The following is a 20727-nucleotide window of genomic DNA, read 5'->3' as shown; positions in this document are numbered from 1 at the left end:
GTCTTCTTGCGGGCACTCTCCAGCAGCGGAAGGATCGTCTCGAACTGCTCGCGGCTGATGTCACTGGGATAGGGATGTCTCATCCCTATAGCATCAGGGATGAGAAAGACTTTGAACAGGCTCTTAGCCTTTGACTTCCTTTTCCTGTGGGATTCCTGCCTCCGAGAGTTTGAGCTTGTAGCGGTTCAGTGTGGAAACCGCAGGTTGCCGCTGTCGCTGTTGCCGCCTAGCATTCGGACAAAGGACTTGGGGAATCTGAATGCGCTTCTGGCTCTTGCTTCTACTCTGCGCTGGGCTATCGATCATGGCCGTCAGTCCTGCGACAGCCGAGGGTGCGAAGCCGGCTGCGGCACGAAAGGCGAAGCCCGCGCAGGATGCCGACCTCAACCCTTGGTGCAAGTCCATGGCCACGACCTCAACCTTCTCCTTGTCCGGCACCTTGCTCAGATAGGCGTTCAACGGCTCAACAACAAAATCAAGGTCATCAAGCGCATGGCTTACGGCTACCGGGACAGCGCCTACTTCTTCCTGAAGATCAAGGCCACCTTCCCCGGGAATACGTGAAGAACCTTTGTTTTTGGCTCTTCATTCCCGCTTTCGCGGGAATGACAGATGCGGACCGCTTGCAACCGACGCCCGCCAGCCCCATAAAAGCAGGCATGGCGGCGCAACCGTGCCGCGAGCCGTATCGGAGCCTGCATGAGCAACCCCACCGAACCATCCGTCACTCTCCCGGTGCTGCCGCTGCGTGACGTGGTGGTGTTCCCGCACATGGTGATCCCGCTGTTCGTGGGGCGCGAAAAATCGATCCGCGCGCTGGACATGGCGATGGATGGCGACCGCCGCATCCTGCTGGTGGCGCAGAAATCGCCGGAGACCGATGACCCCGGTGCCGCCGAGTTGCACCAGGTCGGCACGCTGGCGCAGGTGCTGCAACTGCTGAAACTGCCGGACGGCACCATCAAGGTGCTGGTCGAAGGGCTGGTGCGCGCACGTGTCGATGCGGTGCGCGAAGAAGACGGCGTGCTGGCCGGTGATGCCGACGTGATCGAGTCGCTGGAAACCCGCGAGCCGCGCGAAGTGGAGGCCATCGCACGTTCGCTGATGGGCCTGTTCGAGCAGTACATCAAGACCAACCGCAAGCTGCCGCCGGAACTGCTGCAGACGCTGGCCGGCATCGATGAGCCCTCGCGTCTTGCCGACACCATCGCCGCGCATATCGGCGTGCGCCTGTCCGACAAGCAGAAGCTGCTGGAAACGCTGGACACCGCCGAGCGGCTGGAACTGCTGGTGGGACTGGTCGATGGCGAAATCGACGTGCAGCAGATGGAGAAGCGCATCCGCGGCCGCGTGAAGTCGCAGATGGAGAAATCGCAGCGCGAGTACTACCTCAACGAACAGATGAAGGCGATCCAGAAGGAACTGGGCGACCTCGACGACGCACCGAACGACATGGACGAGCTGGCCAAGCGGATCGCTGCCGCCGGCATGCCCAAGCCGGTGGAAACCAAGGCCAAGGCCGAGTTCGCCAAGCTCAAGCAGATGTCGCCGATGTCCGCCGAGGCCGGCGTCGTCCGCAATTACCTCGACTGGCTGCTGGGCGTGCCGTGGAAGCAGCGCAGCAAGGTGCGCAAGGATCTGAAGGTCGCACAGGACACGCTGGACGCCGATCATTACGGTCTGGAGAAGGTCAAGGAACGCATCCTCGAATACCTCGCGGTGCAATCGCGCGTGTCCAAGATGAAGGGGCCGATCCTGTGCCTGGTTGGCCCGCCCGGCGTGGGCAAGACATCGCTGGGGCAGAGCATCGCCAAGGCGACCAACCGCAAGTTCGTGCGCATGGCGCTGGGCGGCGTGCGTGACGAAGCCGAAATCCGTGGCCATCGCCGCACCTACGTGGGTTCGATGCCTGGCCGTATCGTGCAGAACCTCAACAAGGTGAAGTCGAAGAATCCGCTGTTCGTGCTGGACGAGATCGACAAGATGAGCATGGACTTCCGTGGCGATCCATCCTCGGCGTTGCTGGAAGTGCTCGATCCCGAGCAGAACCACGCCTTCAACGACCATTACCTTGAAGTCGATCTCGACCTGTCCGAAGTGATGTTCGTGGCGACCTCCAATTCGCTGAACATCCCGGGCCCGTTGCTGGATCGCATGGAAGTGATCCGCATCCCCGGCTACACCGAGGATGAGAAGCTCAACATCGCGATGCGTTACCTCGTGCCCAAGCAGCTCAAGGCCAATGGCCTGCGCGAAGGCGAGCTTGCCATCGCCGAAAGCGCGATTCTCGACATCGTGCGCTACTACACGCGCGAATCCGGCGTGCGCAACCTTGAACGCGAGATCGCCAGGATCGCGCGCAAGGTGGTGAAGGAGATCGCGTTGAAGGGCCCCCAACCGAAGGGTGCCAAGCCGAAGGCCGTGCAGGTCAGCAACAAGAACCTCGAAAAATATCTGGGCGTGCAGCGTTTCGATTTCGGCCGAGCCGAGGCCGAGAACGAAATCGGGTTGGTGACCGGTCTTGCATGGACGGAAGTCGGCGGCGATCTGCTGCAGATCGAATCCACGCTGGTGCCGGGCAAGGGCGCGCTGATCCTCACCGGCCAGTTGGGTGACGTGATGAAGGAGTCGGCATCTGCCGCGCTGTCCGTGGTGCGCGCGCGCACGGAACGGCTCGGCATCGATCTGGACTTCCTGCAGAAGTACGACGTGCATGTGCATGTGCCGGACGGCGCCACGCCGAAGGACGGCCCCAGTGCCGGCATCGCGATGGCGACCACATTGGTGTCGATGCTCACGCGCATCCCCGTGCGTCACGACGTGGCGATGACCGGCGAAATCACCCTGCGCGGGCGCGTCAGTGCAATCGGCGGATTGAAAGAGAAGCTGCTTGCGGCGATGCGCGGCGGCATCAAGACCGTCATCATCCCCGACGAAAACCGCAAGGATCTTGCCGACATTCCTGCGGCGGTGACGAAACACATGAAGATCGTGCCGGTGAAGTGGATCGACGAAGTGCTGGACCTTGCGCTTGAACGCCCGTTGCCCAGCCGGGTGGCGGCAGCCGAGCAGGTGCAGCCGCCGCTGCCGGCCCCCAAGCCGAAAGCCAGGCAGAAGCAGAGCCCGCGGGCCGCTGTCAAGCATTGAGACGCGCCTGCCTTTCGTCGGCGAATGCCTGAAACCCGCGCCAGCGCTTGCTTTCCGTATTGCGCGCCGGAAACAGCACTGGTATAAGGTTTCTCAACCGCATCGTTCCATGCGGTGCTTGCGGGAAGCCGGTGTTGCGACAGGGGGATCGTGGCGAATACCGGCCACCGAATTACATTCAACGCTTCATTCCTAAACGGAGCCAACAAGCAAATGAACAAAGCCGAATTCATCGAAGCCGTTGCCGACAACGCCGAACTGACCAAGGCCGACGCCGGCCGTGCGGTTGACGCGATGGTCGCTGCCATCACCAAGGCCCTGAAGAAGGGCGACACCGTGACCCTCGTCGGCTTCGGCACCTTCTCGGTCCGCAAGCGTGGTGCCCGTACCGGCCGCAACCCGCGCACCGGCGACACCATCAAGATCAAGGCCTCGAAGAACCCGGCGTTCAAGGCCGGCAAGGCGCTGAAGGATGCGGTGAACTAAGCCATCGCTGGCAGTTCGTCGCGAAAGGCCCGGCATTGCCGGGCCTTTCCTTTTGCGGATTGCGCATCACGATGCTTTCGCTTGCGGGCCGTGGCTGCGATAATTCCGCCCCCGGGCACTTAGCTCAGCGGTAGAGCGGCTCCTTTACACGGAGCGGGTCGGGGGTTCGATCCCCTCAGTGCCCACCAACAAGTCTTGCGTGTCGAGAAAAGGCCTGCTAAACTTGTCCGTCTTAGCGGAGTGGTAGTTCAGTCGGTTAGAATGCTGGCCTGTCACGCCGGAGGTCGCGGGTTCGAGTCCCGTCCACTCCGCCATTTACACCCGAAGCCCCGCAGCGATGCGGGGCTTCGTTTTTTCCAGCCTGATCCTTTGCCGGACAGCGTGCGTGGCTCGGTATCGCACGGTTGTACACTGCCCGCATGGAAGGTCCCAAACTCCCGAAAAAGAAAACCAAGGCGACCTCGCTGGACATCGCGCATCGCGCCAATGTCTCGCAGGCCACGGTCTCGCGCGTGTTGCGCGGCAGCCCGCTGGTGAACGTCGAAACCCGCAAGCGGGTGGAAGAGGCGGTGCGCGAGTTGAACTACAAGGTGGATCGCCACGCATCGAGCCTGCGCACCCAGCGCGCCGGCACGCTGGCGCTGCTGTTGTTCGAAGACCCGACGCCGGATGATTCCCACATCAACCCGTTCTTCCTGTCGATGCTGGGTTCGATCACCCGCGCCTGCGCCAAGCACGGCCACGATCTGCTGGTGTCGTTCCAGCAGTTGTCGGACGACTGGCATGCCGACTACGAAGACAGCATGAAGGCCGATGGGCTGATCCTGCTGGGCTACGGTGATTACATCGCCTATGAAAGCATGCTGGCGCATCTGGTGGCGCAGGGCACGCATTTCGTTCACTGGGGGCCGGTGTTGGAAGGGCAGCCGAGCATTTCCATCGGTTGTGACAACGACGCGGGCGGCATGCTGGCCGGTCGCCACCTGCTGGCCTGCGGCCGCAAGCGTGTTGCCTTCCTCGGTGGTGCATCGATCCGCTTCCCCGAGTTTCTTGCACGCTATCGCGGTTGTGATGCCGCGTTGAAGGAAGCCGGGCTGGCGATGGACCCTGCGCTGCAGGTCGATGCCGACAGCACCGAGCAGGCAGGCTTTGATGCCGCGCAGACGCTGATTGCGCGCGGCCTGCCGTTCGATGCGATCTTCGCCGGTAGCGATCTGATCGCAATCGGCGCGCTGCGTGCGCTGAAGGAAGCCGGCTTGCGGGTGCCGGAAGACGTGGCGGTGGTGGGTTTCGACGGCACGCCGATGGCACGCTTCTCCAATCCACCGCTGACCACGGTGGTGCAGAACACCACGAAAGCGGGCGAACTGCTGGTGGACACCTTGCTGCGGTTGGTGCGCGACGAACCCGCGCAGAGCATCACCCTGGAACCGACGCTGGAAGTGCGAGCCTCCAGCGCCGGTTGATCGTTTGTTTCCCTCTCCCCATCAACGATGGGGAGAGGGTGCCGAAGGCGGGTGAGGGGGCTGTTTGCGAGCCGTCTCCCCGCACTGCGGGGAGAACAATGGAGGTCAAACGCGCTTACGCGCGCCCGCCATCACCGCATCCAGCGCAGCGCGCAATTCCGGCTGTGTCACGGCTGCATCCAGCAGGAACACCTGCACGCCATGCGGCGCGACCTCCGCGTCCAGCGTGCCGCCTTCCGCCACGTTGATGGCAGCACCGCCTAACGCCGGTTTCCACGCGCCTGCTTGCAGCATCCTGTTGATGGTGAACCGCTGCGGCGCATCGCCCTTGTTGAGCAGAACCAGTGCGATCTGCTGCGTGCCAGCGTGCTGATAAACCCGGTAGAACGCGGCGCGGTCGCCTTCCAGCAGGATGTTCAGCTGCAGGCCGCGTTGCAGTGCCGGCGAGGCCGCACGCACCTTGGCGATGCGCGCCAGCGCGGTGCGGATCGGGTGATTGGTGGCGGCGGCGATGCCTTCGGTGCCGAAGTAGTTGCGGTTGCCGGCATGCTCCGCGCGGCCACGCATGAAGCCCATCTCCGAGCCGTAATAGACCACCGGGATGCCGCGCGCGGTGAACAGCCAGTTGTGCGCGTCGATGAAGCCCTCGTCGCTGGCATCCATGCGCGCCATGTCGTGGTTGTCGTAGAAGGTGGCAAGGTCGTAGGGGTTCGCATACGGGCCACCGGTCAGGTGCAGCGCCGGCACCAGTTTTTCGAAACCGGCGCGCTTGCGGCCGAACGCCTCGTCCATCGCCTGCTTCATCGGGAAGTCCAGCACGCTGACTTCGCCGTTGCCGGGCTGGGTGTGGGTGGCGATTTTCGCCGCGTTGTAGTCGAAGGCTTCGCCGAACATGAAGAAGCCGGGGCGTTTGGCGCGGATGCGATCAGTAAACGCCTGCCAGAACGCAGGCGGCATCCAGCCGATGGTGTCGATGCGGAAGGCGTCTGCGCCCTGGTCGATCCATTGCTCGTAGGCGCCGGCAAGGTAGTCCAGCACGGCGGGATTGCTGGCGTCGAAGTCGGACAATTGCGCCAGGTTGCCGTTGGCGTATCCATCGCCATCCACCGGGCCGATGGCGTTGTAGAACGCATGCAGCGGGTTGTGCTTCGGGTCGAGTTGTTGCGGTGGCAGGTTCTGGTGGTCGGCGATCAGCTTGCCGTGCTGGTCGAAGATCTGCCCGAACTTCGGCTGCGGCTTCTGCATCGTCCATGCCGGTGAACCGTGATTGCCCACGATGTCCAGCACCAGCTTCATCTGCTTTGCATGCACCGCATTCGCAAGCCCGGTGAAATCCAGGCCGGGACTGGGCAGGTGTTCGTCCAGCTTGTAGAAGTTCACGCCCCAGTAGCCGTGATAACCGGTCTTGCCCTTGTCGCTGAGGGAACTGTTGCAGCCCGGAGGCGTGCCGCCGCTGAAGGGCTCGTCCGGGTTGTCCACGATGGGCGTGATCCAGATCGCGCTGAAGCCCATCTCGCGGATGTAGTCGAGATTGTCGGCGATGCCCTTGAAGTCACCGCCAAGGTAGCCAATGTTGTCGATCACGCCATCGCAAGGTGCAAGCGGGATGTCGAAGGTGCCCTGGTCGCGATGGTCATTGGTCGTGTCGCCGTTGACGAAGCGATCGGTGACGACGAAATACACGGCCTGGCTGGCGAACGGTTCCAGCGTGCCGTAGTACTCCTGCGCGGGAGCGGGCGCACTGGTTGCAGGCGCGCTTGTCGAAGGCGCGCGGTCACAGCCGCAAAGCACGGCAGCAAAGGCAAGGGCGAGCAGGGTGCGGGACAGGCGCATGCGGGTTTCCTCAGGCAGCTTGCGGGGCGGGCCTGCGCACCAGCAGCACGCACAGGCCGGAGAGAATCAGGCTGGCACCGCCCAGCATCAGCACGCGGGCCGGTTCACCGCCCAGCACCTTCGCCAGCAGGAAGCCGAGCGTGCTGACCGCGACCAGCTGCGGGATCACGATGAAGAAATTGAAGATGCCCATATAGACGCCCATCTTTGCCGCTGGCACGCTGTCGGACAGCAGCGCATAGGGAATGGACAGGATCGATGCCCATGCAAATCCGATCCCGACCATCGACAGCATCAACCACTGCGGGTCGCGGATCAGCGCGATGGAAAGCAGGCCCAACCCGCCCAGCACCACGTTGAACAGATGGGTGGCGCGCAGGCCGAAGCGGCGTGCCATCCACGGGATTGCAATCGCGGCCAGCGCGGCGAAACCGTTGTAGGCCGCAAACAACACGCCCACCCAGTTTGCGCCCTCATTCCACGCTGCCGATGCGGTGTCGGTGGTGCCGTAGTGCAGCTTGGTGACGGCGGAGGTGGTGTAGATCCACATGCAGAACAGGCCGAACCACGAGAAGAACTGCACCACGGCCAGCCGTCGCATCGTGTCCGGCATGTCGTGCAGGTCGGCGGTCAACGCGGCCAGCATCGAATCACGTGACAGCCTTGGTGCAACCAAGCGCAGCAGTCCATAGGACAGCGGCAATGCAGCCAGCACGTACAGCAATTTGTCCCAGCCGAAAAACCTGACCGCCGCGATGCCGGCAAGCCCCACCAGCAGCCACGGCAAGCCGCCGTTGGCAGAAGGCAGCTTCGGGATGCTGCTGCGCTTTTCCGCAGGCTCGGCATCCTCGAATGACTGCAACACCTCCGGCGGGTATTCGCGGGTGCGCAGGATCGTCCACAGGATCGCCAGCAACAGCACCGCACCGCCGGCATAGAAGGCGTAGCGCACGGTATCCGGCACTTCGCCAGCGGCAGCGGTATTGGCAACGCCGGCCTTCGCCAGCAGCCACGGCAGCAGGCTGGCAACGACGGAACCCACGCCGATGAAGAAGCTCTGCATCGCATAGCCGGTGGGGCGCTGGCGCGGCGAAAGCTGGTCACCCACGAAGGCGCGGAACGGTTCCATCGATACGTTAAGCGAGGCATCAAGCAACCACAACGTGCCGGCAGCGATCCACAATTCCGGCGAGTTGGGCATCGCCAGCAGTGCCACCGTCGAAAAGATCGCGCCCCACAAAAAATACGGACGCCGCCGGCCCAGCCGTGTCCATGTGCGGTCGGAGAAGTAGCCGATCACCGGCTGCACCAGCAGGCCAGTCAGCGGCGCTGCGATCCACAGGCCCGGCACTTGTTCCATGTCCGCGCCCAGCGTCTGGAAGATGCGGCTGACGTTGGCGTTTTGCAGCGCGAAACCAAACTGGATGCCGAGGAAGCCGAAACACATGTTCCAGATTTGCCAGAACGAAAATTGTGGTTTGGAAGCCATGCGTTCCCCGTCATCGTCAAGCGTTGAAGTGCGCGCAGTGTGATGCAGGCAAAGACGCGAGTCGTGATGCAGCGCCGCATATTCGCCGTGCATTGCGGGGGTGTTGTGCATGTAAACGTATTCAAGTGTTGCGGTGCTGCCGAGCCTGCGTGGCAACGGCATAGTCCGCGCCATTCGAAGACGATGGTGGATGTGCAATGACGTTGCAGTCATGGTGGCGCGGTGCGGTGATCTACCAGATCTACCCACGCAGCTTCCTGGATACGAATGGCGATGGCGTTGGCGACTTGCCAGGCATCATTGCGCGTCTTGATTACATCGCATCGCTTGGTGTCGATGCGATCTGGGTCTCGCCATTCTTCAAGTCACCAATGGCCGACTTCGGCTACGACATTGCCGACTTCCGCGATGTTGACCCGATGTTCGGCACGCTGGCGGATTTCGATGCGCTGCTGGAAAAGGCGCATGCGCTTGGCCTGAAGGTGATGATCGACCAGGTGCTGAGCCACTGCTCCGACCAGCACGCATGGTTCATCGAAAGCCGGCAGAGCCGCGACAACCCGAAGGCAGACTGGTTCGTCTGGGTGGATGCCAAGCCCGACGGCACGCCGCCCAACAACTGGCTGTCGATCTTCGGCGGCATGGCGTGGAAATGGGAGCCGCGTCGCGGGCAGTACTACCTGCACAACTTCCTGAGCTCGCAGCCGCAGCTCAACTTCCACAATCCGGACGTGCGTGCAGCCCAGCTTGATGGCCTGAAGTTCTGGCTGGATCGCGGCGTGGATGGCTTCCGCCTGGATTCGGTCAACTTCCCGTATCACGACGCGCAATTGCGCGACAACCCACCCAAGCCGCCGGAGCTGCGCACCGGGCGCGGTTTCAGCCCGGACAATCCGTATGCCTTCCAGTACCACTACTTCAACAATACCCAGCCGGAGAACATCGGCCTGCTGGAGGAGCTGCGCGCGCTGATGGATCGCTATCCGGATGTTGGCGCGCTGGGCGAAATCTCCTCGGAAGATTCGCTTGCCACCACCGCCGAATACTGCAATGAGCGCCGCCTGCACATGGGCTACAGCTTCGAGCTGCTGGTCGATGACAGCAGCCCGGCTTACATCCGTGGCACGGTGGAAGCGCTGGAAGCAAAGATGACGGAAGGCTGGCCGTGCTGGGCCATTTCCAATCACGACGTGCAACGCGCCATCACGCGCTGGGGCGGCGCGGATGCGGGCGATGCACTGGCGAAGCAGCTTGTCGCGCTGGTGTGTTCGCTGCGCGGTTCGGTCTGCCTGTATCAGGGCGAGGAACTCGGCCTGCCTGAAGCCGACGTGCCATTCGAGGCGTTGCAGGACCCCTATGGCAAGACCTTCTGGCCGAACTTCAAGGGCCGCGATGGTTGCCGCACGCCGATGCCGTGGAACGATGGCGACAACGCCGGTTTCAGCAGTGGAACGCCGTGGCTGCCAGTGCCGGCATCGCATCGCGCACGCAATGTCGCCGCGCAGGAAAACAACGCGGCATCGGTGCTGAACGCCGCGCGTGCTTTCCTGCATTGGCGCAAGACACAGCCGGCGCTGGTGCATGGTTCGATCCGTTTCCTCGATGCGCCGGAGCAGGTGCTTGCCTTCGTGCGGGAACACGAAGATCAGCGGGTGCTGGTTGCGTTCAATCTTTCCGGCGAGACAGTGGAATGGCAGGCGCCGGCATCGATAACCGCACTGGATGCGCCGGGCGTGGTGCAGGCATCGCGGGTGGATGGCGTGCTGCACTTCCCGCCACGCGGCGCTGCATTCGCGCTGTTGACTGAATGACGAGCCGAGGACTATTCGAATGAAACTGTCGAACATCGTGCTGCTCTTCGTCGCTGCATTGCAGCCCGGCATCGCACATGCCGAACAGGTGGCGCAGGCTGCCTCGCCGGATGGCCGCATCGTCGTCCAGCTCGACCTCAATCCCGAAGGGCGTCTTGCCTACCGCGTGCTGCGCGATGGCAAGCCGGTCATCGATGATTCACGCCTTGGCTTCATCTTCCGCAATGGCCGGCAGTTGCTGCGCAACCTGCAGCTCGACGGGCAGGCGGCGCGCAGCTTCGATGAAACATGGGAGCAGCCCTGGGGCGAGCGCCGCTTCGTGCGCGAGCATTACAACGAACTGCGTGCCAGCTTCAGCGAGAAGGACTACGACAAGCGCCGCTTCGACGTGGTGTTCCGCGTGTTCGATGATGGCGTCGGCTTCCGCTATGACGTGCCTGCGCAGCCGAAGCTCGCCGAGGCGCAGATCGTGCAGGAGTTGACCGAGTTTTCCGTTGCCCGTCCAGCCACTGCGTGGTGGCTGACCGCGCTGGAATGGAACCGTGAGGAATACCTCTATCACCGCACGCCACTGAAGGAAGTCGGCGTGGCGCAAACGCCGATCACCCTGCGCACCGACGATGGCCTGCACCTGAGCATCCATGAAGCCGCGTTGATCGACTATGCCGGCATGAACCTGATGCGTGGCGACAACGGCGCACTGCGCGCCATGCTCACGCCGGGCAGCCCGGTGCCGGTGGTGCGCAAGACGCCGTTCACCACGCCGTGGCGCACCATCGCGATCAGCGAGAAGGCTGGCGGGCTGGTCGAATCCAACCTGATCCTCAACCTCAACGAGCCGAACAAGCTTGGCGACGTGAGCTGGTTCAAGCCGTCGAAGTACGTCGGTGTGTGGTGGTCGCTGCATCTGGACACCGAAACTTGGGCGACGGGTGCGAAGCACGGCGCGACCACGGCGAACACCAAGCGCTATATCGACTTCGCCGCCGAAAACGGCTTCCGTGGCGTGCTGGTGGAAGGCTGGAACGTGGGTTGGGATGGCGACTGGTTTGCGAACGGCTGGGGCTTCGATTTCCGCAAGCCAACAAAGGACTACGACCTGAAGGCGCTTGCCGCCCATGCCAAGTCCAAGGGTGTGCATCTGATCGGCCATCATGAAACCGGCTGCGCGGTCAGCCATTACGAGCGCCAGATGGGCGAGGCGTTCGCCTTGTTCGATTCGCTCGGCATCGACGCAGTGAAAACCGGCTATGTCTGCGATGCCGGCCAGATCGAACGGCAGGACGCACCGAAAGGCCCGGTGCTGCGCGAATGGCACGAAGGTCAGTGGATGAGCGGCCATCATCTGCGCGTGGTGCAGGAAGCGGCAAAGCACCACGTTGCGATCAATGCGCACGAGCCGATCAAGGACACCGGCCTGCGCCGCACCTGGCCGAACTGGATCTCGCGCGAAGGTGCGCGCGGGCAGGAGTTCAACGCATGGGGTAATCCGCCCAATCCGCCGGAGCACGAGGTCACGCTGGTCTTCACCCGCATGCTGGCCGGGCCGATGGATTACACGCCGGGCGTGCTCAGCCTGACTGGCAGGAACGGGCAGGAAATCGGCAGCACGCAGGCGCGCCAGCTTGCGCTGTATGTCGCGCTGTACAGCCCGATCCAGATGGCAGCAGACTTGCCTGAACACTACGCGCGCTATCCCGACGCCTTCCAGTTCATCAAGGACGTGGCGGTGGATTGGGATGAAAGCCGCATGCTGGCAGGTGAGGTGGGCGAGTACGCCGCCATCGCCCGCAAGCAGCGTGGTGGCGAGGACTGGTTCATCGGCGCGATCAACGACCGCAACCCGCGCACGCTGGAATTGCCGCTGGAGTTCCTTGATCCCGGCAAGCGCTATCGCGCGGAGATTTATCGCGATGGCGAAGGCGCGGACTGGAAGGGCGATGCGCGCTTCCGCTTCGTGCGTGAGGAAAAAACCGTCACGCGCGGCGATGCATTGAAGCTGTGGCTGGCCGGTGGCGGCGGTGCGGCAGTGCGCTTCGTGCCCATCGAAGGGTGATGCCATGCGCCTGATCGTGATGCTCTGCCTGCTGCTGGCGTGCGCGCTGGCACAGGCGCAGGGCATCCGCATCGATACGCTGGAACCCGCCGCGCCCGGCCTGTCGGACAAACCGATCCGCGTGCGCGTTTATCTGCCGCCGGGCTATGACGCGGCTCAAGCCCGTTTTGATGTGCTGTATGTCAATGACGGGCAGGACATGGATGCGGTGGGCATGCAGGCGACACTGGAACGCCTGTACGCACGCGGCGTGATCCGCCCGGTCATCGTCGTTGCCATCGACATGCCGCCGGATCGGATGGCCGGCTATGGTCTGTTTGATCGCGCGAAGGACGAGGCCATCAGCGCGCCGACCAAATATGGTGTGGTGGGAAGCAATGCGCATCTCTATGCGAAGTGGCTGACGCAAACGCTGGTGCCGGAAATCGATTCGCGCTATCGCACGGTTGCCCGCGCCGATGGACGCGCAGTGCTGGGCTGGTCGCTGGGTGCGGCAAGTGCATTTGGCATCGGCTGGCAGTACCCGGAACTGTTCGGGCGGATTGGCGCGTTCTCGCCCTCGTTCTGGCTGTCGCGCGAAACCGGCAGCAGCGATGCCGTGCAGTCCTCGCGCATCGCGCATGCGCTGGTGGAAGAACACCCGCCGCTGGCGCGCCCGAAACTTTTCTTCGCGGCGGGCAGCCTTGAGGAAACCGATGACCGCGATGGTGACGGCATCATCGATGTGCTGGACGATACGCGCGATTTGATCGAAGGCTGGCAGGATGCGCAGGGTGCGCCGCACAAGGGCCTGCGCCAGCTTGGCTACAGCGCCAACATGGATGGTGCGCGCACGCCGTCGCACGATGCCGCCACCTTGTACCTGCTGCAAGGCGGTCGTCACGACCAGCCCAGCTGGGCGCGAATGCTGCCGGCATTCCTGCGCTGGGCCTATGCCGTGCATGCACCTGCGCTGGGGCAGGTGACCGGTTCGGTGGAAAGCTGGCAGGACGTGCCTTCACGCCATGTTGCCGCGCGTAACGTGGACGTGTGGCTGCCGCCTTCGTATGCAGCCAATCCGGATCGCCGCTATCCGGTGCTGTACATGCACGACGGCCAGAACCTGTTCGATCCGTCGCTGGTGTCCGGCCACGGTGACTGGGATGTGGATGGCGCGATGACCCGGTTGATCGCCGAAGGCGCGGTGCGTGAAGCCATCGTGGTGGGCGTGTGGAACACCGCACGCCGCTTCGAGGAATACATGCCGCAGGTGGGCGAGGGGGAGCAGATACCGACCGGCGTGGACTGGTTTCCATCGGTGCCGCGTGCGGCATTGATTTCGGATGACTACCTGCGCTTTATCGTCGAGGAATTGAAGCCCTTCATCGACGCGCGCTATCGCACGCTGCCGGGGCGCGAGGACACGGCGGTCATGGGTTCCAGCATGGGCGGGCTGATCTCGCTGTATGCACTGGCGAAGTATCCGCAGGTGTTCGGCAGTGCAGGCGCGGTGTCCACGCACTGGCCTGCGGGCGATGGCGCGATGGTCGATTGGTTGTCCGGGCATTTACCGAAAGCGGGAACGCATCGCATCTGGTTCGATCACGGCACCGCCACGCTGGATGCAGGTTATGCGCCTTACCAGCAACGCATGGATGCGGCGATGCACGCCGCAGGCTGGGTGCAGGGGCGCGATTGGGAAAGCCGCGTGTACGAAGGCGCGGCCCATGACGAACAGGCATGGCGCGCGCGCGTGGATCAGACGCTGCGTTTCCTGCTTGGCGTACCGTGCGATTGAGATGCCTGTGGGGCGAGGGCGCTGGCGTGTGTTGCGTTGCAGAAAAATCATGCCGTTTGCCTGCGCATGCCTTCGTGCCTGATTGCGTTGCCGCATGTGCGCGTGCCCGCATAAGCGCGCTGTGATGCGGTTTTCGGGCGCTGCCGTGATGAATACGTATGCAGCCTGGCATCGCCGTTGACAGCCGGGACTACCATCGCGCCGTTCGTGAACGGCATGCCCGTGAACACGGCACGGAGCGGGCGGCAAGTGATCGTCCGACCACAATCGAGAGACTTCCGGAGGGGAAGATGGTGCAGTTGAAGCGGAATCTGTTGAGCGTCGCGCTGGCGACGGCCACGATGATGTTGACGGCCCAGGTGCATGCGCAGTCGGCGCAGCCTGCGGACCAGACCGAGGAAGATGCGGCAGCGGCGAAGAAGAAAGCCGAGGATGCGAAGACCCTGGACAAGGTGACTGTCACCGGCATCCGTGGCGCGATCGAACGCGCGATGGACTTGAAGCAGGAATCGACCTCCATCGTCGAGGCCGTTTCCGCCGAGGACATCGGCAAGCTGCCCGACCAGTCCATTGCCGACTCGCTTGCGCGCCTGCCGGGCCTGACCGCGCAGCGTGAGCGTGGTCGCGCCGCACAGATCAACATCCGTGGCTTTGATGGCAACTTCGCCGCCACCACGTTGAACGGGCGCGAGCAGGCCACCACCTCCGACAGCCGCAGCGTGGAGTTCGACCAGTACCCGTCCGAACTGCTCAGCTCGGTGGTGGTCTATAAAACGCCGGATGCCAAGCTGGTTGGGCAAGGCCTGTCCGGCACTGTTGATCTGCGTACCGTGCGCCCGCTGGACTATGACGAGCGACAGGTTTCATTCGGTGCGCGCTACGACCAGAACAAGATTCGCGGCCAGGAAGAAACCGGCTACCGCTACAACCTTTCCTACATCGACCAGTTTGCCGATGGGAAGGTGGGTCTTGCGATCGGTTTCGCGCACATGGACAGCCCGCAACCAGGCTACCAGAACGAGCCGTGGGGCTATACCGCTTTCTCGAAGGGTGATCCCACTCTGCAGATCATCGGCGGTTCCAAGTTCTACAAGTTCAACGTGGACAACAAGCGCGACGGCCTGATGGCCACCCTGCAACTGCGCCCGAACGATTTCTGGGAAGGCACCGTTGACTGGATGTACTCCAAGTACGAGCGGGCCGAAATCAAGACCGGCACCGAGTTCTGGACCGAGTGGGGGGGGGGACGAATGTGGAGCCGGGCTGGACGTCCAACGGCGGCACAGTAACTTCCTCGGACTGGACGGGCGTGTATCCGGTCATCAAGATGGACAGCAACCCCACCAAGAGCCGGCTGGATTCGGTTGGCTTCAACAACAAGTTCAACCTCAACGAAAACTGGACGCTGAACGCGGATCTGTCCTACTCCCGCGCCCGCAACAACTACAAGAACATCGAGTCCTACGCCGGCATCGCGGACGGCACCACCACGATGCATTTCGAGCTGGATCCCAGCGGGATGTTCTACAACTACGAGTTCGGCGTTGACCTTGGCGACCCGAACAATCTGGTGATCCGCGGCGTACCGGATTGGGGTGGACAGGGCGGCTACTACAAGGACTTCAACGTCGAGGACAAGATTCAGGCGGTGCGCGTGAACCTGGTGCGCAGCTTCGATGACGGTGCGTTCAGCAGCATCGACTTCGGCCTGAACTTCACCAAGCGCAGCAAGTTCAAGACCGACTACGAGGCGCGCCTGTGCCTGGTGGATTGCACCGGCGGTATGGCCGAGTTCGTGCCATTCGAGGGCACGGTCATCGACTTCGGCGTGGGTGGCATCGACAAGCTGGCCATTTACGACGCGGATGCGATGGTGGCGGCGGGCACCTGGAACATCATCGATTCGCCGCTGGACTGGTTCTGGGGCAAGAGTTGGGACGTGGAGGAAAAGCTGACCACGGCCTACTTCCAGGCCAATATCGATACCGATCTGGGCGGCAAGCCGCTGCGCGGCAACGTCGGCTTCCAGTACGTGCAGGCCGACCAGCATGGCGAGGGCTGGACCCAGTTCACCAACGCAGGCACGACCGTCATTGGCGGGCTCACCAGCTACGGCGACAAGTACGGCCACTTCCTGCCCAGCCTGAACCTGTCCTGGGAGTTCCTGTCGGAAACCAGCCTGCGCTTTGCCGCTGCGCGCCAGACCATGCGCCCATCGATGAGCGACATGCGTGGTGGCATGAGCGTCGGCGTATGCACCGCCGATTGCTTGACTACGCCGCCGATCTGGTCCGGTAGCGGTGGCAATCCGGCGCTGCGCCCGTGGCTGGCCAATGCCTATGACCTGTCGCTGGAAAAATATTTCAGCACCAAGGCTGGCAACCGTGGCTATCTGGGGCTGGCGTATTTCTACAAGGATCTGGTCAGCTATGTGTGGAACCAGACCGTGTCGTTCGACTTCGCCGGGCTGCCGTTGCCGCCGGAGGTGTCGGGCCAGACCAACTATCCGACAACGACCGTTGGCCAGATTTCGCAGCCGGTGAACGGCAAGAACGGATCGATCAAGGGCGTCGAGGCCACGCTGTCGGTGCCGCTGGATCTGCTGTGGGCGCCGCTGAATGGCCTGGGCTTCATGGCCAGCTATTCCGACACCAGAAGTGGCATCCGCATGAACCCGGATGATCCGAACTCCTACCCGCTGCCGGGCCTGTCGAGGACGGTGGCCAGTGGCTCCGTGTACTACGAGCGTGCCGGCTTCGCCCTGCGCTACAACGCCCGCAAGCGTTCCCGCTACGTCGGCGGCATCCGCAACTACGAAGGCACCATCAATCCCGAGTGGATCGATGGCGAGCTGGTGCAGGACGCGCAGGTCAGCTACAGCTTCGGTGACGGTGCGCTGGAAGGCCTGTCCCTGTATTTGCAGGTTGCCAATATCGGCGACGAGCCGTTCACCCGCTCGCTGCCGCAGGGACCGACCACGTACTGGGAATACGGTCGCACCACGCTGATCGGTTTCAGCTACAAGTTCTGATTGCCCATCCCTCCCGGTTGGCAAACCAGGCCCCTGCCTCGAAAGAGGCAGGGGTTTTTCTTGCAGGCATAAAAATGCCGGCGCGAGGCCGGCATTGGTTGAACGATTTTGAATGTCGATCAGCGAGGTAGTGCAGCGGCCTCGGCAGCCAGCTTGCCGATGCGCTCCCAATCGCCGGCCTTGATGGCATCAGACGGCAGCATCCACGAGCCGCCCACGCAGGCGACGTTGGGCAGCGCCAGGTAGGCCGGTGCCTTGGCGGCGTCGATGCCGCCGGTGGGGCAGAAGCGCGCCATCGGCAGCGGGCCGGCGAAGCCCTTGAGCGCGGCCACGCCGCCGCTGGCTTCGGCCGGGAAGAACTTGAAGCGCCGCCAGCCATGTTCCAGTCCGCGCATCAATTCGCCTGCGGTGGCGATGCCGGGGATCAGCGGCACGCCGCTGGTTTTCGCCGCGTTGTAGAGCGTGTCGGTGACGCCGGGCGAGATGGCGAAGCGCGCGCCTGCCGCTTCCACGTTTGCAAGGTCGGTGGCGTTGAGCACGGTGCCTGCGCCGACGCAGGCGTTCGGCAGTTCACGCGCGACCTGTGCGATGGCGTCCAGTGCGCAGGCGGTGCGCAGGGTGATTTCCAGCACCGGCAGGCCGTTGTTGACCAGCGCGCGGCACAGCGGCACGGCGTCCTCGATGCGGTCGATGGCCAGCACCGGGATCACCGGTGCAAGTGCGAAAACGGCATCGACGAGTTGGCTGTGGCGTTCGGTATCGAGCATGGCTTACAGGTCCTTGGCGCGCAGGGCGGTGGCCGCACCGAGCAGGCCGGGGTGGGGGTGGGTGATGACGTGGATCGGCACCGATTCCAGCAGCGCTGCCATGCGGCCCTTGGCGAGGAAGCGCTCGCGGAAGGCGCTGGCGCGCAGGAACGGAATGAAGCGCGGGATGATGCCGCCGGCGATCACCACGGTGCGTGCGCCGTGGATCAGTGCGCAGTCGCCGGCCACGCTGCCCAGCACCGAGCAGAAGCGTGCCAGCGTGCGGCGTGCGGCGTGGTCATGGCCTTCCAGCGCCGCAGCGACGATCTCCGCCGGATCGCGCAGTTGCGGCGGGTGCAGCAGGCTGCTTTCGCCGGGCAGCAGGTGGACGCCGGGCACGACGGGCGCTGCGCCGCGCAGGACAAGATCGATTTCCGAAAGCCCCTTGCCGCACAGCAGGCGTTCGGTGGAGGTGCGCCCGTGCTGCGTGGTGAGCCATGCCGCGATCGCGCGTTCCTCGTCGCCGACGGGCGAGAAGCCGACATGCCCGCCTTCGGTTTCCACCGCATGCCAACCGTGCTGTTGCGAGCCGACCAGCAGCGCAACGCCAAGGCCGGTGCCGGGGCCGAGTACGCTGATCGGGCCGCGCAGCGGCTGTTCCAGCGTACCGTGCAGGGTGACCATGTGTTCGGCATCCAGCGCGGGAATGGCCCATGCCACCGCGCCGAAGTCGTTGAGCATGCGCAGTTCGGACAGGCCCAGCGTGCGTTGCAGTTCGCTGCGGCTGAATGACCACGCGCGGTTGGTCAGGCGGATTTCATCCGTGCCCACCGGGCAGGCCACCGCCAGCGCGGCGCGCGTGGGTTTGCCGCTGACGCCGGACAGGTAGTGTTCGATGGCGTGCTGCATGCTGGCGAAGTCGGCGTTCGGCAGCGACTTCGATTCCATGAGCTCGATATTGGGCGATGCCAGGTCGGTCAGCGCGAAGCGCGCATTGGTGCCGCCGATGTCGCCGACCAGTGCAAGGGTGTCGCTCATGCCGCATCCTCATCAATGAACAGTGAACACGCACCCTGTTCGGCGGAGCCCACTTGTTTGCGCATCAGGCCGAACAATTCGCGCCCGTGGCCCGTGCGATTGCCGGCAAGCGCGGGCTTCACCGCGTCGCGCGCGTTCCATTCGGCGGCATCGACCAGTGCGTCCATGGTGCCGGCATCGGCGTCGATGCGGATCATGTCGCCTTCGCGCAGCTTGGCCAGCGCGCCGGCATCTGCTGCTTCCGGGGTGACGTGGATCGCCGCCAGCACCTTGCCCGAAGCGCCGGACATGCGCCCGTCGGTGAGCAGGGCGACGCGCTGGCCGCGATCCTGCAAGGCGGCAAGTGTTGGCGTGAGCTTGTGCAGTTCCGGCATGCCGTTGGCGCGTGGGCCCTGGCCGCGCACGACTGCGATGAAGTCACCGTCGAAGCCATCGCGCTTGTCCAGTTCGCCAGCCTTGAACGCGGCCAGCAGCGCATCCTGTGATTCGAAGATGCGCGCCGGTGCTTCATGCCTGCGGAACTCCGGCGCGACGGCGGAAATCTTGGCGACCGCGCGGCCCAGATTGCCTTGCAGGCAGCGCAGGCCACCTTCGCTGTCGAACGGTGCAGCGGCGGTGCGCACCACCGCATCGTCCAGTGGGCGTGCGGGTGCATCGCGCCAGCCCAGCTTCAGGCCATCTTCCAGCCACGGCTGTTTTGCCTGCTGGCGCAGGTTGCCGCCATGCACGCAGGCGATGTCTTCGTGCAGCAGGCCGGCATCCAGCAGTTCGTTGATGACCAGGCCAAGCCCGCCTGCGGCTTCGAAATGATTCACGTCGGCAGAACCATTCGGATATACGCGCGCCAGCAGCGGCGTTGCGCGCGAGACTTCGTCCAGATCCGTCCAGTCGATGACGATGCCCGCCGCGCGCGCGATGGCGACCAGATGCAGCGCGTGGTTGGTGGAGCCGCCGGTTGCGGCCAGCCCGGCCATGGCATTGACGATGGCTTTTTCATCGACGGTGCGCGCCAGCGGACGATAGCCGTTGCCCAGCGCGGTGATGCGCAGCGCTTGCTCGGCGGCGGCGACGGTCAGCGCATCGCGCAGCGGCGTGTTCGGTGGCACGAAGGCGCTGCCCGGCATGTGCAGGCCCATCACTTCCATCAGCATCTGGTTGGAATTAGCGGTGCCGTAGAAAGTGCAGGTGCCGGCCGAGTGATAGGACGCGGCTTCGGCCTCCAGCAGTTCCTCGCGCGTGGCCTGGCCCAGCGCGTAGCGCTGCCGCACCTCGGCCTTCTGCTTGTTGGGGATGCCGGAAGGCATCGGCCCCGCCGGCACGAAGAGGGTGGGCAGGTGGCCGTAGCTCAGTGCGCCGATCAGCAGCCCCGGCACGATCTTGTCGCACACGCCAAGGCAGAGCACGGCGTCGAACATGTCGTGCGACAGCGATACCGCCGTGGCAAGTGCAATCGCATCGCGCGAGAACAGCGACAACTCCATGCCGGCGCGGCCCTGGGTCACGCCATCGCACATCGCCGGCACGCCGCCTGCCACCTGCGCACTGCCGCCGGCATTGCGCGCGGCCATGCGGATCAGACTGGGGTACTGCTCCATCGGCTGGTGCGCCGAGAGCATGTCGTTGTAGGCCGTCACTATCCCGATGTTGCCGCCCGCGCCGTCACGCAGCATCGGCTTGTCGATGCCCGAAGCGGCAAAGCCATGGGCCAGGTTGCCGCAACTCAGTTCGCGCCGGGCCGGGCCGGCTTCGCGCGCTGCATCCATCCGTGCCAGATAGTCGCTGCGCAGTTTGCTGCTGCGCCCTGCGATGCGGGCGGTGACACGTTCGATGGCGGGATGCAGGGGCAT

At 63.9% G+C, this 20727-nt stretch carries 13 protein-coding genes, 2 tRNA genes and 2 pseudogenes; 11 read left to right on the top strand and 6 right to left on the bottom strand.

The window, feature by feature from the left end:
- A pseudogene (locus QM612_RS08940) lies at positions 1 to 83 on the bottom strand (IS5/IS1182 family transposase); the annotation flags it as partial.
- A 370-nt stretch (positions 84 to 453) separates the two neighbouring features.
- Between QM612_RS08940 and QM612_RS08935 the strand changes: the two are divergent.
- The 6 genes and pseudogenes from QM612_RS08935 to QM612_RS08910 all read left to right on the top strand — a co-directional run.
- A pseudogene (locus QM612_RS08935) lies at positions 454 to 564 on the top strand (transposase); the annotation flags it as partial.
- Between the two features lie 135 nt (positions 565 to 699).
- A complete protein-coding gene (gene lon / locus QM612_RS08930; protein ID WP_415253549.1) occupies positions 700 to 3147 on the top strand; it encodes an endopeptidase La in 2448 nt (815 codons plus the stop codon).
- A 213-nt stretch (positions 3148 to 3360) separates the two neighbouring features.
- Complete coding sequence (locus QM612_RS08925) at positions 3361 to 3633, top strand: HU family DNA-binding protein (RefSeq protein ID WP_374378562.1); 273 nt, start codon at positions 3361 to 3363, stop codon at positions 3631 to 3633.
- Positions 3634 to 3746: 113 nt separating this feature from the next.
- Positions 3747 to 3821 (top strand) — tRNA-Val (locus QM612_RS08920).
- Between the two features lie 49 nt (positions 3822 to 3870).
- Positions 3871 to 3947, top strand: a tRNA-Asp gene (locus QM612_RS08915).
- Positions 3948 to 4052: 105 nt separating this feature from the next.
- The gene (locus QM612_RS08910) at positions 4053 to 5099 is read left to right on the top strand and encodes a LacI family DNA-binding transcriptional regulator (protein ID WP_415253548.1); all 1047 of its coding nucleotides are present in this window, start codon (positions 4053 to 4055) and stop codon (positions 5097 to 5099) included.
- 105 nt (positions 5100 to 5204) lie between these two features.
- Here QM612_RS08910 and QM612_RS08905 read toward each other — a convergent pair whose 3' ends face one another.
- Complete coding sequence (locus tag QM612_RS08905; protein ID WP_415253547.1) at positions 5205 to 6932, bottom strand: alpha-amylase family glycosyl hydrolase; 1728 nt, start codon at positions 6930 to 6932, stop codon at positions 5205 to 5207.
- Positions 6933 to 6942: 10 nt separating this feature from the next.
- Entirely contained in the window at positions 6943 to 8421 is a 1479-nt protein-coding gene (locus QM612_RS08900) for an MFS transporter (RefSeq protein WP_415253546.1), read from the bottom strand.
- A gap of 197 nt (positions 8422 to 8618) precedes the next feature.
- Between QM612_RS08900 and QM612_RS08895 the strand changes: the two genes are divergently transcribed.
- The 5 genes from QM612_RS08895 (at position 8619) to QM612_RS08875 (ending at position 17096) form a co-directional block, all read left to right on the top strand.
- Positions 8619 to 10232, top strand: a complete 1614-nt coding sequence (locus tag QM612_RS08895; RefSeq protein WP_415253545.1) for an alpha-glucosidase family protein — start codon at positions 8619 to 8621, stop codon at positions 10230 to 10232.
- A gap of 19 nt (positions 10233 to 10251) precedes the next feature.
- On the top strand, positions 10252 to 12288 hold the full coding sequence (locus QM612_RS08890; protein ID WP_415253544.1) for a glycoside hydrolase family 97 protein: 2037 nt from the start codon (positions 10252 to 10254) through the stop codon (positions 12286 to 12288).
- A gap of 4 nt (positions 12289 to 12292) precedes the next feature.
- Positions 12293 to 14065, top strand: coding sequence for an alpha/beta hydrolase-fold protein (locus QM612_RS08885; protein WP_415253543.1), 1773 nt, complete (start codon positions 12293 to 12295; stop codon positions 14063 to 14065).
- A 290-nt stretch (positions 14066 to 14355) separates the two neighbouring features.
- Positions 14356 to 15354, top strand: a complete 999-nt coding sequence (locus tag QM612_RS08880; protein WP_415253542.1) for a TonB-dependent receptor plug domain-containing protein — start codon at positions 14356 to 14358, stop codon at positions 15352 to 15354.
- Positions 15300 to 17096, top strand: a complete 1797-nt coding sequence (locus tag QM612_RS08875) for a TonB-dependent receptor domain-containing protein (protein ID WP_415253541.1) — start codon at positions 15300 to 15302, stop codon at positions 17094 to 17096. The genes QM612_RS08880 and QM612_RS08875 overlap by 55 nt, the downstream gene beginning before the upstream one ends.
- A gap of 119 nt (positions 17097 to 17215) precedes the next feature.
- Here the strand turns inward: QM612_RS08875 and QM612_RS08870 are convergent, their stop codons facing one another.
- The 3 genes from QM612_RS08870 to edd are packed head-to-tail and all read right to left on the bottom strand — an operon-like array spanning position 17216 to position 20727.
- On the bottom strand, positions 17216 to 17863 hold the full coding sequence (locus tag QM612_RS08870; RefSeq protein ID WP_415253540.1) for a bifunctional 4-hydroxy-2-oxoglutarate aldolase/2-dehydro-3-deoxy-phosphogluconate aldolase: 648 nt from the start codon (positions 17861 to 17863) through the stop codon (positions 17216 to 17218).
- A gap of 3 nt (positions 17864 to 17866) precedes the next feature.
- A complete protein-coding gene (gene glk, locus QM612_RS08865; protein WP_415253539.1) occupies positions 17867 to 18880 on the bottom strand; it encodes a glucokinase in 1014 nt (337 codons plus the stop codon).
- Entirely contained in the window at positions 18877 to 20727 is a 1851-nt protein-coding gene (gene edd, locus QM612_RS08860; protein WP_415253538.1) for a phosphogluconate dehydratase, read from the bottom strand. The genes glk and edd overlap by 4 nt, the downstream gene beginning before the upstream one ends.

It is taken from the genome of Thermomonas sp. (genome assembly GCF_047606765.1).
In the GTDB taxonomy this organism is placed as follows: domain Bacteria; phylum Pseudomonadota; class Gammaproteobacteria; order Xanthomonadales; family Xanthomonadaceae; genus Thermomonas.
Note: the sequence above shows the minus strand (reverse complement) of the source record. Positions and strands in the feature narration are given on the sequence as shown.

Bases quoted from the DNA above. Each gene is read 5' to 3' on its own strand.
- lon (WP_415253549.1), top strand. From the start codon at position 700: ATGAGCAACCCCACCGAACCATCCGTCACTCTCCCGGTGCTGCCGCTG.
- QM612_RS08925 (WP_374378562.1), top strand. From the start codon at position 3,361: ATGAACAAAGCCGAATTCATCGAAGCCGTTGCCGACAACGCCGAACTG.
- QM612_RS08910 (WP_415253548.1), top strand. From the start codon at position 4,053: ATGGAAGGTCCCAAACTCCCGAAAAAGAAAACCAAGGCGACCTCGCTG.
- QM612_RS08905 (WP_415253547.1), bottom strand. From the start codon at position 6,932: ATGCGCCTGTCCCGCACCCTGCTCGCCCTTGCCTTTGCTGCCGTGCTT.
- QM612_RS08900 (WP_415253546.1), bottom strand. From the start codon at position 8,421: ATGGCTTCCAAACCACAATTTTCGTTCTGGCAAATCTGGAACATGTGT.
- QM612_RS08895 (WP_415253545.1), top strand. From the start codon at position 8,619: ATGACGTTGCAGTCATGGTGGCGCGGTGCGGTGATCTACCAGATCTAC.
- QM612_RS08890 (WP_415253544.1), top strand. From the start codon at position 10,252: ATGAAACTGTCGAACATCGTGCTGCTCTTCGTCGCTGCATTGCAGCCC.
- QM612_RS08885 (WP_415253543.1), top strand. From the start codon at position 12,293: ATGCGCCTGATCGTGATGCTCTGCCTGCTGCTGGCGTGCGCGCTGGCA.
- QM612_RS08880 (WP_415253542.1), top strand. From the start codon at position 14,356: ATGGTGCAGTTGAAGCGGAATCTGTTGAGCGTCGCGCTGGCGACGGCC.
- QM612_RS08870 (WP_415253540.1), bottom strand. From the start codon at position 17,863: ATGCTCGATACCGAACGCCACAGCCAACTCGTCGATGCCGTTTTCGCA.
- glk (WP_415253539.1), bottom strand. From the start codon at position 18,880: ATGAGCGACACCCTTGCACTGGTCGGCGACATCGGCGGCACCAATGCG.
- edd (WP_415253538.1), bottom strand. From the start codon at position 20,727: ATGCCCCTGCATCCCGCCATCGAACGTGTCACCGCCCGCATCGCAGGG.